Source organism: Candidatus Neomarinimicrobiota bacterium, assembly GCA_021157965.1.
GTDB lineage: Bacteria > Fidelibacterota > Fidelibacteria > Fidelibacterales > Fidelibacteraceae > Fidelibacter.
Window position 1 is genome coordinate 1 of the sequence record JAGGVO010000043.1, and the last position, 14,583, is coordinate 14,583.

11 protein-coding genes and 1 tRNA gene are annotated in these 14,583 nt (G+C 48.1%); 10 read left to right on the top strand and 2 right to left on the bottom strand.

The features are described from left to right. Both J7K63_07300 and J7K63_07305 read right to left on the bottom strand, forming a co-directional pair. The coding region (locus J7K63_07300) for a xanthan lyase (GenBank protein MCD6234825.1) at window positions 1–1,714 on the bottom strand (1,714 nt) is incomplete at its 3' end. Between the two features lie 52 nt (window positions 1,715–1,766). Then, window positions 1,767–2,813: a glycoside hydrolase family 3 protein gene (locus J7K63_07305; protein ID MCD6234826.1), complete on the bottom strand. Its 1,047-nt coding sequence runs from the start codon at window positions 2,811–2,813 to the stop codon at window positions 1,767–1,769. A 152-nt stretch (window positions 2,814–2,965) separates the two neighbouring features. Here J7K63_07305 and J7K63_07310 point away from each other — a divergent pair, with 152 nt between their 5' ends. The 10 genes from J7K63_07310 to nqrF form a co-directional block, all read left to right on the top strand. Next, on the top strand, window positions 2,966–4,417 hold the full coding sequence (locus J7K63_07310) for a hypothetical protein (protein ID MCD6234827.1): 1,452 nt from the start codon (window positions 2,966–2,968) through the stop codon (window positions 4,415–4,417). Window positions 4,418–4,491: 74 nt separating this feature from the next. Further along, window positions 4,492–6,588 carry a TonB-dependent receptor gene (locus J7K63_07315; GenBank protein MCD6234828.1) on the top strand — a complete coding sequence of 699 codons (2,097 nt, stop codon included), beginning with the start codon at window positions 4,492–4,494 and terminating at the stop codon, window positions 6,586–6,588. 4 nt (window positions 6,589–6,592) lie between these two features. Next, window positions 6,593–8,500 carry a sigma 54-interacting transcriptional regulator gene (locus tag J7K63_07320; protein ID MCD6234829.1) on the top strand — a complete coding sequence of 636 codons (1,908 nt, stop codon included), beginning with the start codon at window positions 6,593–6,595 and terminating at the stop codon, window positions 8,498–8,500. A gap of 272 nt (window positions 8,501–8,772) precedes the next feature. After that, window positions 8,773–8,845: transfer RNA gene (locus J7K63_07325), tRNA-Ala, on the top strand. 104 nt (window positions 8,846–8,949) lie between these two features. Next, window positions 8,950–10,296, top strand: coding sequence for a Na(+)-translocating NADH-quinone reductase subunit A (locus J7K63_07330; GenBank protein MCD6234830.1), 1,347 nt, complete (start codon window positions 8,950–8,952; stop codon window positions 10,294–10,296). Between the two features lie 2 nt (window positions 10,297–10,298). After that, window positions 10,299–11,480, top strand: coding sequence for an NADH:ubiquinone reductase (Na(+)-transporting) subunit B (locus tag J7K63_07335; GenBank protein MCD6234831.1), 1,182 nt, complete (start codon window positions 10,299–10,301; stop codon window positions 11,478–11,480). After that, window positions 11,467–12,147 carry an NADH:ubiquinone reductase (Na(+)-transporting) subunit C gene (nqrC, locus tag J7K63_07340; protein ID MCD6234832.1) on the top strand — a complete coding sequence of 227 codons (681 nt, stop codon included), beginning with the start codon at window positions 11,467–11,469 and terminating at the stop codon, window positions 12,145–12,147. The genes J7K63_07335 and nqrC overlap by 14 nt, the downstream gene beginning before the upstream one ends. Then, on the top strand, window positions 12,147–12,776 hold the full coding sequence (locus tag J7K63_07345; protein MCD6234833.1) for an NADH:ubiquinone reductase (Na(+)-transporting) subunit D: 630 nt from the start codon (window positions 12,147–12,149) through the stop codon (window positions 12,774–12,776). The genes nqrC and J7K63_07345 overlap by 1 nt, the downstream gene beginning before the upstream one ends. An 8-nt stretch (window positions 12,777–12,784) precedes the next feature. Continuing rightward, window positions 12,785–13,396 (top strand): NADH:ubiquinone reductase (Na(+)-transporting) subunit E, encoded by a 612-nt coding sequence (gene nqrE, locus J7K63_07350; protein MCD6234834.1) that lies wholly within the window; start codon window positions 12,785–12,787, stop codon window positions 13,394–13,396. 72 nt (window positions 13,397–13,468) lie between these two features. Then, window positions 13,469–14,583: NADH:ubiquinone reductase (Na(+)-transporting) subunit F (nqrF, locus tag J7K63_07355; GenBank protein MCD6234835.1), on the top strand; the 1,115-nt coding region annotated here is incomplete at its 3' end.

Consider the following 14,583-nt stretch of genomic DNA (forward strand, 5'->3'; position numbering starts at 1 on the left):
CGAATTTCATGTCGTAAAAATTCTGGTGAGAAAGAAGCTCCAGGAGTCCGGCCGGCATATTGGGCCGATACGCTTCGGAATACATGCCCTGCATCAGCTGCCGCCGTGTCCAGAACGGGTCATACTTCGCCCGGATGTCATTGACAATCTGGGTTTGCAGAATATCGGCATAATCCCGGCTGGCAAGTCTGGACTGCCCGTCGGGAAATTCACGGTTTCCTTCTTCATCAAACAGGCTGTATATGGAAAGGGTTCCTACAGAGCGGCCATCCTTTCGGATTCCGGCATCTGTATGAAACGCAAAACTCAAATCCACAGGAATGTCAAGTCCGGGCGCATTGCGATTTACATTGGGTCCATAGGGTGCCCCTTTCAGGTAATTCGCCCATTCGCCCCGGCTTTCATAATCGTCGTTATAATCCAGGGTATCATCATGGAAATCATAAACCAGAGTGTCCGGCATACCGGCAAATTGGAGATAATAACGGGAGGCTTCAAGCCACCGGGGCCGTCCACTGAGCCGGCCGTTCCGGGACACATTGCCCATCCCGCCGCCGAATTTCACGGCATCGGCACTTACCATGAGTCCCCGGCTCTCCGTTTTGTTTGTCAGCACAACCGATCCCTTATCCGGATTCCGCCCGGCGTCAAATTCAAAATAATCCAGAAAAATCCAGGTCCTGCCACCCATGGTCTGGTTAACGGCAAATTCCGTCTTGCCACCTTTATGATAAACCGTGTACCGGGCATCGGTCACATTCCCCCGATGATGCTCATAAGAAACATACACTGCATAACGCCCTGATTCCGGGATATCCGGAACCCACCGGATTTGGGCAGTTGCCACGGAATCGGCTTTAACCCGCCGGATAGTGCCTAAACGAAAAGGATTGATATTATTTTCATAAGGAGGATTCCCCACGGCAAATCCGGGAATCTCACTGGTTTCCCAGTTCCCCTTTTCCCGGTATGATAAAGAATCGGATGAATCATTATCCACAATCACCTCATGGACCTGTGTATCCCGTTCCCGGGCAACGAAGACAGTCCCTCCCGCATTTTCCAGCATGGGAATGATATAGGGGATCATGAACGACAGAGGCAGTTTATCCTCCACCGTCTCAAAAAGGCGGGGACGCTCCCATTCCCAACGGTCCTTTTCCATATTGTAGTACCAGCCGTGACTGTGCCACAAGGCAATGGCATTTCCGGAGAGCCCCTTTTCTGCATGTACCGATTTACTCAGATTCCGGACCAGCGGTTCAGGACGGTCCACCATTTTACCCCGGCGTGCCGCATCAATCTCCGTGGAATCCCGGTAGACATTGGGCACCAGTTCGGAAATGGGTGTTTCCAGAGTATATAATGTCACATCCCAGTTCCGATACCGCCATCCCAGCTTATCTTTCAGGGCTTCATAAATGTAATCCACCCGCTCCGGGCGATAGGGAAAATAAGAGAAATATTGGTTTAAATAGATTTTCATGGATTTTGCGTCTTTATCAACGTGCACACTGTCCACCCGGGATTGCAGACCGATATAGGCCGGGATTTCCGGAGTTTGAAAAGATTTTAAAAACTTTTCCGTCCGGATAACAATCCGCCGGGTGTTCCGGTCCATGCTTTTAAAATCGTATACATCTTTGGAAACGGTCATCATGGAAACACATCCGCTGAGCGCCAGTGCCAGTAGAATGAGTATCTGTTTTTTCATAATGTCTCCCTGCAAATAGTATAAGACAACCCGTGATCGTTGGGTTACAACTTCATAATCTCAGGTGTTGTTTCAACCTTATAATCCGTTCAAAAGAGCGGTCAATCACCGACTCTTGAATCCGTCCTTTTCGAATCCCTTCCCGGATCATGTCCATGATTCGGAGAGCAATTTCGGGATCATAGTGATTTGCATTGGCAATGGCAAGAATATCCACACCGGCGTTCAGGGCTATTTCAACAGCTTCTGCCTGATCATAGTGGTCATGGATGGCAGCCATATTCATGTCGTCGGAAATAATCACCCCTTTAAACCCCAGTTCATTCCGGAGAAGATCCGTCAGGATTTTGCGGGAAAGGGTTCCGGGGAAATCGGAGTCCAGTTTGCGATTATAGGCATGAGCCGTCAGGATGAAATCCGAAAACCCTTCCGAAATCAGTGTTTTGAAAGGATGCAGTTCCGATTCACACCATCCATCCGTGACATCCACCAGTCCAAAGTGTGAATCATTGGTGGAGCTTCCATGTCCGGGAAAATGTTTCAGGGTGGAATAAATCCCGTAATCATGAAAGATTTCTAACATAATCCGGGCATGCCGTGTGACAATCTCCGGGTCATGAGATATACACCGTTTCCGTAGGCCCAGAGCCGGATTTTGAGGATTCACATTCACATCTACCACCGGCGCCAGGTTGACATTGACCCCCAGTTCTTTCAGAAGTTTTGCCCGCCGTTCCGATTCCTCCCGCGTGAATGTCTCATCATTCCGGTCCCCGAATTCAGATGCGGGACACACAGGAGGAAAACCATACCGTTCTTTCAAACGGTTCACACTGCCGCCTTCATGATCAAGGGCAATAAAAAGGGGAATATCGGCTGTGTTCTGAATTTCCCGGGTCAGGGCTTTCAGTTGTTCCGGACTTTCGACATTGCCCCGGACAGGCGGACCGAATGGACTCACATCGTCAAAAAGCACCACCGATCCCAGATGATGATTCCGGATGATATTCCGGATATGACTATCCTCCGATAGACTCCGTCCCCGGAACCCGACCATCACCAGTTGACCTATTTTTACATCCCGGGAATAATGCGGCATCGTACCTCCTGACAATTCACCTGATAATTTGGCATTTCCTGGGGAGAAAACCAAAAATTCTTCCGGGCGGACACATGGATGGGTCCGCCCCTGCAACCTTTCTCCTTTTTAAACAAAAACATTAACATTAATTTATTACCATGCGAAAACACGTGATTTTCATCCTGGCCGTCTTTTTTCTTTTCTCCTGCGAATACAGGGATGAGGTTCCACCTGCCGTTAATATTACCCGACCGGAGGACGGACAGATTGTGGCGGATAAAATGGAGATTCTTGTGGCAGCGACGGACAATACATCCATCCGGAATGTGGCGTTAATCCTCGATGACCGCTACATCACGGACGCCACAGGGAGTCCCTTCATGCTCGCCCGGTGGGAAAACCACACACTGGATGACGGACGGTTTCATATCCTACGGGCCGTGGCCACGGACAAAGAGGGTAACAGCTCAGAATCCCCGCCGGTCCGTATTTTGGTCAACAGTATTCCCGCTAAAAAATGCCCGGTTACCTTCCACCCCGATCCGACAGGATTTTCATGGCCGTCTTTTCCCGACGGGCCTTACGACATCCACCTGATTAATCCTGAAAACCCAAACGATACCCTTGCAACCTGCGCGGCACATCCGGACACCTTTCTATCTGTCGGCAATCTTACGGATGTCCTCATTCAAATCCGTCCTCAAAGTACCGATACGGTGACATATCACCGATACGCAACTTTCACGCCAACCTGTGTTTTTCTCGATATACGGGATGACGGTTTTCAATCCGCCTATATCCGGAGTATTCAAACACCTTTCATTCGCCGTATCACTCATGAAAAAACCATTTATAGTGTCCAACCCTTTTCTGGCAGAGATCAGGTAAATTACCTTCTTGCTGACGGCTTATATCAGTCAAAATCAGACGGTTCTGGGTTGAAACGCATCCAACCCGGCAATTTTTTCCGGATGGATGTGAACCCCCACACCGGTGATATCCTCCTCCTGTCTTATCAAACCGTCCTGATATGCCAACCCGATGGAAAAAGTAAAGCCATTCCTTTCAAGGGATATCCAAGGGACATCCGGTGGTCAGCCGGTGGCGAACGTATCCTCCTGACGGGCATTCCCTATAAATTAGAACACCGGAGGATTTACGAAATCGATCCTCAAAATCCGGATCAGATCACACTGCTGTCTCCCAATGAAGATCTCCGGGACTATTCATATCCACTTGCCATTGACCCGGGAAATCACACACTTTTCACATCGGATAGTACCGTATACCACCGAAATCATGCAGACGGTTCCATTCATACGCTTCTCCGCTTTGACGGGGAGATCCTACAGCTCGAAGGCAATCCGGAAACCCGGCAGATTTTTATTGTTCTTCAAAAACAGGGTTTATTGGCCGGGGATACCCATTATGACGTATTTTCCCTTACATGGCCCGAATTGGAACAAAGACTGATTATGTCAGAACCTGCGGAACCGGACCTCCGTCTTTCACCTTCAGGAGAATACCTTTTGTATAATCAGAACGGACATCTTTGCATTTCTGATAACGACGGACAGAATGAACGTATCCTTGAAAACACCGGTTACGGACAGGCCTGGTAATGAAATTTTACAGGTACATCTTCTTTTTCCTTTTGATCACATCCGCACTGCTCCAAGGGGAGACTTTCCGAGTTATGGATAAAAAAACGGGGGCTCCTCTGGCGGGAGCCAACGTACTGATAGTGGGATCGGAAAAAGGGACGGTATCCGACGAAGAGGGATATTTCACCCTGAAAAACCTGGACCCCTCGACGGAAATCCGCATCACGTATATGGGATATTATGCGCTGGAAATCAGCTGGAGTAATTTAAAAACCCAGACAATCGTTCCCCTGATGCCAACCGCCATTCCCATGGGACAAATCGTGGTACTGGGGAATCAGAAAGATTGGACCAAAGAAGAAGTCACCACAAACATTCGCCTGCTGGAAACGGAGGAATATCTCCGCTTCGGCGTTACGGGTCCAGCCGATGTACTTGCCATGGAAGCCTCGGTACAGATAACGGGTCCTCCGGACGGCAGCCAATATATTTCCATCCGTGGAAGCAATGCCGACGAAGTGCTTATCGTCTATGATGGCCTCCCCCTGAATACAGAATTCAGCGGCACCTTCGATCTGTCCCTGTTGAATATTTACGATATTGAATCCTTTCAAATCCTCAAGGGAAGCCATTCCACGTTGTTTGGATCCGGCGCTTTTGGTGGTGTCGTGAACATTACACCGAAAATCTCCGGGGACCGGAACCTGGAGATTTTTGCCCGGGCCGATGAGCTATATGGACAGGATGCGGGGACAAACATCTATCTCCACCTGAAAGGACTCGACACCCGTTTGGGAATCATGTCCAAGTCTTATAAACTCCGGGATCAACCCATTGTACGGCATGAAACCTTTTATTCACTCCTCAGCCGGTATCAATTTGAAAATAACAACCTTCTTTCCGGAAAAATTCTCTACCGGCCGGCGATGTCCGGAGGGACCACCCTGCCCTATGCCAACGAAGAAAAACATGGTATTGCCCATCTTTCATTTAACGGATCCTTAGGATTTCTGAAGGATATTCAGGCGGAAATGGCCTATAAAAACTACCGAACCGAGTCCTTTTTCATTCAGGATTCCTATCACCGGAAAGCCGTTAAATCCGAGAAAAACCGTATTTACACCCTGGGAAAGAAAATGTTATTCCCTTATGGTTCCCTGCAACTCAGGACAGATATGAACCGGTCTGAATATTCGGGAAAACAAATGAAAAAGGGATATTACATTGAACCGGTGGTTTACCATTACGAAGATATTCTCAAAAAAAAGGCTTATAACGGGGCAGGCATTCTGAAATTAAAGGATGAGACGGGCTATTCCCTCATTGAGTGGTTTGAGATTGATATTGCCCTCCGCCTGGACAGACAGGAAATCCGGAGTGAAAAAAGCGGAGAAGGCATGGATTATCCCGTCTTCCGGGAAAAAGAATATTCCTGGCAAAAATTTTCCCGGAAAATGAGCTTTTCCGTGAGTTCGCATCTGAAAAACAGTGATTACGTGCTGTATGTCCTGAGTGGGGATAATATCCGTTTTCCCAAATTGGATGAATTGTACCGGTCCGGATTTACAGAACTGGGAGCTTTCCGGGACTGCACCCTTGTTCCTGAGCGAAATGTCTCCTTCGAACTGGGGATCAACGGAACAAACTATCCTCAGGGGGCATGGAGTTTTCTGGATAAGGTTGAATATGCCTTTTCTTATTTTAACAACCGCTATGAAAACAAAATTTACGAAGTCTTTGCCATGCGAAAAGATCCTACACCGGTAAATTCGGTAAACCCCTCGGAGATACATGGTATAGACCTCTCCCTTACCGCCACAACACTCCACGGAGCCCTGGAAATCCACGGTGGTTCCATGCTTCTGGACATCAGTGACATCCGGGTATTTCAAAACAAGCCGGAATACCGACACCAGATTGAATTCCGGATTCATCCATGCAAAACGCACTACCGGATTCGCCTGTTTCTTGAAGGCCGTCAAAGTTATTATTACAGCCAGACAGAAGGCATTGTCTATCAGGGTGAACTGGAGGGACGGAAAAATGTGGATATGTATATCAGCCGGGATTTTAAAACAGGTCCACTGACCTGGACAGCCGGTGGATCTGTAAGAAATCTTTTTTCCAATCATACAATTTGGTACCTTGACCGGCGATATTGGATGATTTCATTGAACATGACCTGGTAGACGGATGTACATACCCGATAAACCGTTAGACACCGGCAGAATAGCCATCGAAAAAGCCCGCTTTCTGAACGGCCAGAAGCCTTCTCCGAATATTGTCCGGGATTTTATTCTGGATTCCTGGGAACGATCCAGAATTTACGGCATAACCCTGGCACCATCTCCTGAACCCGAAAGAGCTGACGAAGGGGAAATCCGTCGGCGCTTACAACCCCTTGCCCCTTTTATCGAACTGTTTGAAACCGTCCGGGAAAACCTGGATATCCTTTTAAAACACAAAAACATTCCTGTCACCCTTATCTGGGTGGATGTGGAAGGAACCGTCATAAAAACAGACGGGGAATCCCCCCTGTACCGGACAGGCATGCGGGTAAGTGAACGGGATATGGGAACCAACATCGCCGGGACCTGCATAACCCTGAACCAGTCGATGGTTATGGTCCAAAAGGAATTTTTTCAGAACCGATTTCTCGGCAGCATCTATGCCGCACATCCCCTAAGGGACGCAGAAAAACACGTGGCCGGATGTTGTGTTCTGGAGATGCATACAAGCACATACGATCCGGAAGCGGTCCGGATGTTTCTACTCATCGGTGATCTGATGAACCGGCAGAGAATTCAGCATACACAATTACATCAAACGCAGGAACGGGAATCGGTTCTTTTAAAAATCCTTGAGCACATCCCTTCGGGAATCATCGTCCTGAATACATCCGAGCAAATCACCTATATTAACCAAAGAGCCCGGGAATTGTTTAATATCACACAGCAGCGTGTGGAAAACCGATACTTACAATCCATCATCCAAAAAGGCCTTGTCCCCGGTGATTTGATTCGGCTTGAAAAGGAATTTTTATACCGCGAACATGTATTGAACTACGGGAATCAATCCAAAACATTTTATGTCTCTTCCGCTCTCATAAGAAACAGTGAAAATAAAATCACCGGATTACTTCTGGCCTTTACTCCTTTTGAAAGCCTCACCGGCCTCAGGCCGGCCCGGAAATCGTCCATAACTCCCCGGCTCCCCCTCCAGGTTATATTAAAAAACACGGCATTTCAAAAAAAGACTCAGAATCCTGTACAACTTTTAGGCAAATCCCCGTGGGATATTCTCATTGCAGGGGAAAGGGGGCTTTTCAAGTCAGAATTCGCCCGTCTGATCCATGCAGAATCTCAACGGGCATCAGGTCCCATGGTTACCTTTGATTTAGCCGGATATCGCCCTTTTGAAATCCGGGAACTTCTATGGGGAGAATTTAAAACAAGTCCTGAGAAAGATGCTGGACAGTGTCTGATATCCCGAACCAACAGTGGTACGCTTATCCTGATGCATGCAGACCGGATGGACGAAGATCTTCAGGAAGATTTCTATACCCTGCTGCAAAACCGGGAACTACCGGACCATACAAAATTCAATGTGCGGTTTATCTGTACCACAGATAATGAAAAACTGACTCGTTTTATCCCTGAACTTGTCGCTTACTTTGACAGAAGTCCTCTTTTACTGGAATCCATAAGTAATGATAAATCGGACATTGAAATATTGACGGACAATATCCTTCAGGCACTATCTGCCCGATTTCATCTGTCCTGCCCGGTTGTTTCTCCCGCTGTCCGGCAGATATTCTCCCTTTACGGCTGGCCGGAAAATCTGGAAGAAATGCAGGATGTTCTGACAACAGCCCTGCTGAAATACAGGCCTCAAACACTGGAGAAAAACCATCTGCCCGGACGGTTGAGAAAATTAAAGGCATCTGCTTTTTACAATGACCTATATGCTCAAAAGAGAATCCGGGAAATTCATGAAGCCCTGAAAGCTACAGGCGGAAACTGCAAAAAAGCAGCCAAACAATTAGGCGTGGCCCGGAGCACGTTTTATGAGTGGCTGGCTAAATATAAAATACCACATTGAAAACGATGAATGATGAATCAAATTAATAATTATGAATTAAATTAGGAATTATGAGTTTGGTTTTGTTTGTCAATTATAGTATTCAGGCTTTGAGCATTTTGTTGTGCTTTATGTTCAAGAGTTTTTGAAAAAGTATCGCTGATCACATAAATCATTGGTCTTTCATGTTTCCCAATTCATAATTAAAAAAAATTCAATTCAGAATTCAGCATTCAGCATTAAAATAATTATTATGAATTGTTTCGATAATTTATAAATTTCCCACCAGATAAGGGGCTATAGCTCAGCCGGGAGAGCGCGACGTTCGCAATGTCGAGGTCAGGAGTTCGATCCTCCTTAGCTCCACAAAACCTATCTGTCACGCAAATTGAATGCTATGCTGAAAAACTCTGCGCAAGGTTATTTTATTTTGTGTATTTTTCGGTTTTCAGAGGAAGAGGAAACAACACATGGCACAGATTAACATCACCCGCGGTTTTGACATTCCCATGACAGGCATGGCACGAAAAGAGCTGGACATCCTGCCGGACACGCAATATGTCGCTGTCCTGCCTGAATCCTTTCACAATATAAAACCCAAACTTCTGGTACGGGAAGGCGATACGGTTCTGGCCGGCACTCCGCTCTTTTTCGACAAACAGGAAGAACGTTTCCGGTTTTGCAGTCCTGCCAGCGGAACTATTCACGCCATCCACTATGGCGAACGCCGGAAAATCGAACAAATTGTCATTCAAACGGACGGAAATAAGAAACAGGTCTCTTATCCGTCACGATCTCTGAAAGAAATTGAAAAAGCCGATGCTGAAGAACTTCAGGAAGATCTGCTTAAAGCAGGCTTGTGGCCCCTTTTGAGAGAGCGTCCTTTTACACGCATTGCCCGACCGGATAAAAATCCGAAAAGTATTTTTATATCTCTCATGGATACGGCACCCCTGGCTGCCGATCCCCTCTTTCTCATTCAGGGAGAAGAGGATTTGTTTATCCAGGGGATTTCATTTTTGAAAAAATTTACGGACGGCCCGGTCCACGTGTGCGGAAAGGGAACCACAGACCTGGAAAAATCCCTGAAAGGGGTTGAAAAGCATGTCTTTACCGGTCCCCATCCTGCCGGTAACCCGGGTGTTCATATCCACCATATTGACCCCATCAACCGGGGTGAATCGGTGTGGGTGGTCCGTCCCCGGGATTTGGTTCTGATCATGTCCTTTTTAACGACCGGCGTTTATCCCCAACGTATCCGGGTCGCTGTGGCCGGTGAAGCCGCTCCTGATCCCCGCTATGTGGAAATCCCCTGGGGGGCTCCCCTTGCCCATGCCATGGGGAAAATTCCCGAAGATGCCGATATCCGCGTGATTGCCGGGAATGTCCTCACCGGTGAAAAAAAAGAAAAAAACGGATACTTCGGATTTTACGATACCTTGCTAACCCTCATCCCGGAAAACCGTGAGCGCCGGTTTCTTGGATGGATTGCACCGGGGGCCAGGGCTTTCAGTTTTTCCAAAACCTTTTTAAGCTCCCTGTTTCCCAAAAAGAGCTATTCCTTTGACACCAACCGGCATGGCGGACAAAGAGCTTTTATACAAACCGGACTTTTTGAAAAAGTGGTTCCCATGGATATCTATCCCGATTATCTGCTCCGGAGCATCCTGGCAGAAGACATCCCGGAAATGGAAGCCCTGGGTCTTTATGAAGTGGATGTGGAAGATCTGGCACTCTGTGCCTATGTGGATCCGTCGAAAAATGATATCAATACAATTGTACGTCAGGGACTCGATCTCCTGGAACGGGAGGGATAATTGTGAAAATCTTGCGAAAACTTTTCGATACACTCCGACCTCATTTTGAAGAAGGCGGACGTTTTCACGGACTCTGGTTTCTCTTCGAAGGTATTGAATCCTTTGCCTTTACCACCGGAAAAGTCACCGATGATGCACCCCATATCCGCGATCACCTGGATATTAAGCGCCTTATGTCCATGGTAATCATTGCATTGATCCCTGTCATCCTCATGGGCATTTACAACACGGGACTTCAGGGACTCATTGCCGACGGAATTTCCATCACATTCTGGGGTGCTGTTTTTCGGGGACTCCGGGTTGTGTTGCCCATTATCATCGTGTCCTATGCCGTGGGGGGATTCTGGGAAGTGCTTTTTGCCGTGATCCGAAAACACGAAATTAACGAAGGATTCCTGGTGACGGGCATACTTTTTCCGCTGGTCCTTCCCCCCAATACTCCCCTCTGGCAGGTTGCCCTGGGAATTTCCTTTGGTGTGGTTATCGGAAAAGAAGTCTTTGGCGGAACGGGTATGAATATCTTCAATCCCACGCTGGTAGGACGGGCTTTTCTCTTTTTTTCCTATCCGTCAGGGTTTTCCGGTTCAGCGCCTTATATGGCGGCCCGATCGGTGGATGCCGTAACCAGCGCAACGCCCCTCGCCGTGGCATCAGCCACTCCGGCCGGAGAATCGGTGACAGCCTCCCTGATGAATTTTTCCCTGAATTACGATCTGAAAACTTTTTTAACCGGACTCTATCCCGGGTGTATCGGAGAAACCTCGGCCATTGCCATTTTGTTAGGGGCTCTTTTCCTTCTCATCACCCGGACGGCAAGCTGGCGGTCCATGGCCGGTACGGTTATCGGAGCATTCCTGACCGTTTCCCTTTTCAATATCCTGGCAAAACCCGGTTCCAATCCCATGATGCACCTGCCCTTTCACTACCATATTCTCATGGGAGGATTTCTCTTCGGCACAGTCTTTATGGTCACGGATCCCGTATCGGCGGCCATGACGCGTACGGGTAAATGGTTTTACGGGCTGCTTATCGGCGTCATGACGATTCTCATCCGGGTGGTGAATCCCGCCTATCCGGAAGGGATGATGCTGGCGATCCTCTTTGGGAATCTTTTCGCCCCTCTCTTTGATTACTACGTGGTGAAAGCCAACATGAAAAGGAGGTTGAACCGTGCACAGCAATAAATACACCCTTCTTTTCGCCGTTATCGTGACGGTTGTGGCCAGCCTGCTTCTGGCTTCCGCCGCCACGCTTCTAAAGCCCTACCAGGAACGGAATGAAGAACTGGACCTGAAAACCAATATTCTGAAATCCCTTGGACTCGTGTCTGAAGAGGGATTATCACCTGAGAAAATCGAACAGGTATACGCCGACTCACTGGAAGAAATTTTTGTAACACAAGATGGAAAAGTGTCAGATTCCGGTGAACTGCCGGTTTACCTCAGGAAAAACAAGGCCGGTGAACTGGTTGCCCTGGCCATCCCCGTTTCAGGTAAGGGACTCTGGTCCACCATATACGGTTACCTCTCCCTTGAACCGGATTTTGAAACGGTCCGCTGGGTGACTTTTTACAAACACGGTGAAACACCCGGACTGGGCGGTGAAATCGAAAAGGAGTGGTTTTCAGAAAACTTTGCCGGAAAAAAGATTTTTGGTCCGGACGGAGAGCTGGTCAGCATTCGGATCGCCCGGGGAAATGCAGAATCATCCGTCCCCCAAAATCAGCTCTATCACACCGTAGACGGTATCAGCGGGGCCACACTTACGGGTAAAGGAGTTACTCAGTTTCTTCGGGAGGATCTGCAAAAGTACGAAGCCTGGTTTAAAAACCGGAAAAAGGAGGTGGATTAATGTCCCTTTTATCCCCCACCCACAAACGGGTTTTAAAAGATCCCATTATCGATAACAATCCCATCAATAAACAGGTATTGGGTATTTGTTCAGCCCTGGCCGTAACCGTTCAGGTAAAAACCGCCCTGGTGATGACCCTTGCCGTGATATTTGTCCTGGCCTTTTCAAACCTCTTTGTGTCCCTCCTCCGGGAAAAAATCCCTTCGAAAATCCGCATCATTGTGGAACTGACCATTATCGCTTCGCTGGTGATTTTAGTGGATCAGGTTTTACGGGCCTTTTTGTATGACATCAGCAAACAACTTTCCGTTTTTGTAGGACTCATCATCACGAATTGCATAGTCATGGGGCGGGCGGAAGCCTTCGCCATGCAGAACAAACCCATTCCATCCCTCCTGGACGGTATCGGGAACGGACTGGGATACGGCATGATTTTGATTCTGGTCTCCATCGGCCGGGAAATCCTGGGCAGCGGCAGCTTTTTCGGAATCACCCTGATTCCAACAGCAGCCTATGAAGCGGGATATCAGAATATGGGACTCATGGTATTAGCCCCGGGGGCTTTTATCCTGTTGGGACTGATTATCTGGCTTCAGCGGACCCTGTTTAAATATTCGGAAGAAGAGTGAGGTGAATGATGTTTGAACACTATCTGGGCCTGCTTGTCAAATCCATTTTCGTGGAAAATATTCTCCTGGCATTTTTCCTGGGGATGTGTTCCTTCCTGGCTGTCTCGAAAAAGGTGGAAAACTCGGTGGGACTGGGATTTGCCGTGGTTTTCGTTTTGACAATCACCACGCCTGTAAACTGGCTGATCAATCATTTCCTCCTGGAGGATGGAGCCCTTGGCTGGGCGGGGCTGCCGGAAGCGGATCTGAGTTTTCTCCGTTTTATTGCCTTTATTGCCGTCATCGCCGCCATGGTCCAGCTTGTGGAGATGATCCTGGACCGTTTCAGTCCGGCCTTGTATGCGGCACTGGGAATTTTTCTCCCCCTTATCGCCGTCAATTGCGCCATCCTGGGATCCTCCCTGTTTATGGTGGAACGTTCCTATACCTTCGGAGAATCCATCGTATTCGGGTTTGGCGCCGGAACCGGCTGGATGCTGGCTATTGTGTCCATGGCGGCCATCCGGCATAAATTGCGGTATTCTAATATTCCTCAGGGCTTGCGGGGACTCGGAATCGCCATGCTGGTAACGGGACTCATGGCTGTGGCATTTATGAGTTTTTCCGGTATCAGCTTATAACCTTAAAATGAACGGAGACGTGTTTTGACAACCTTAGGCGTCTTACTTATCAGTACTCTCGTCTTTGTCGGCATGATTGTGGTGCTGGTACTCATCCTCATCGCCGCCGAATCCAAGCTGGTGTATAAAGGTGATGTAAAAATCACCATCAATGAGAATGAAGAAAAGAGCATCACCGTCCCGGCAGGCAAAACCCTGCTGAACACCCTGTCCGACCAGAAAATTTTCCTCCCTTCGGCCTGTGGCGGCGGCGGAACCTGCGCCATGTGCAAGTGCCAGATTCTCGAAGGTGGCGGAGAAATCCTCCCTACGGAAACAAGCCATTTCTCCTACCGGGAGCAGAAAGAAAATTGGCGTCTCTCCTGCCAGGTGAAAGTTAAAAACGACATGTCCATCCGGATTCCGGAAGAAATTTTCAATATACAGAAATACTCATGCACGGTAAAATCCAACAGGAATGTTGCTACGTTTATAAAAGAGTTGGTCCTGGATCTGGACGAGGGACAGCATTTGGAATTCCGCTCCGGAGGATATATTCAGATCGATATCCCTGAATATGAATTGAGTTTTAAGAATTTTGATATTGACAAGCGGTTTCGGGAGGACTGGGAAAAGTACAACTTATTTGATTTACAGGTTAAAAATCCCGAGCCGGTCTTCCGGGCTTATTCTATGGCCAATCATCCGGCGGAGGGACAGAAAGTCATTCTGAATGTCCGGATTGCCACACCGCCCCGGGGTATGGATGTTCCTCCGGGCATTGCCTCATCCTGGATTTTTAACCTGAAGCCGGGCGATAAAGTCACCATTTCGGGTCCTTATGGTGAGTTTTATATTAAAGATACTGACAGAGAAATGTGTTTTATCGGCGGTGGCGCGGGGATGGCCCCCATGCGGAGTCATATCTTTCATCTTTTCCACACGGAAAAAACCAAACGGAAGGCCACCTTCTGGTATGGTGCCCGGTCCAGACGGGAAATGTTTTATGATGAGGAATTCAAGGCCATTGCCAAAGAACACCCCAACTTTTCATATCATGTGGCCCTGAGTGATCCTCTGCCGGAAGACAAATGGAACGGACCGGTGGGATTTATCCATCAGGTGGCTTTTGACGAATACCTGAGCAAACACGAAGACCCTTCCGAAATAGAGTATTACCTTTGCGGCCCGCCCATGATGCTGGATGC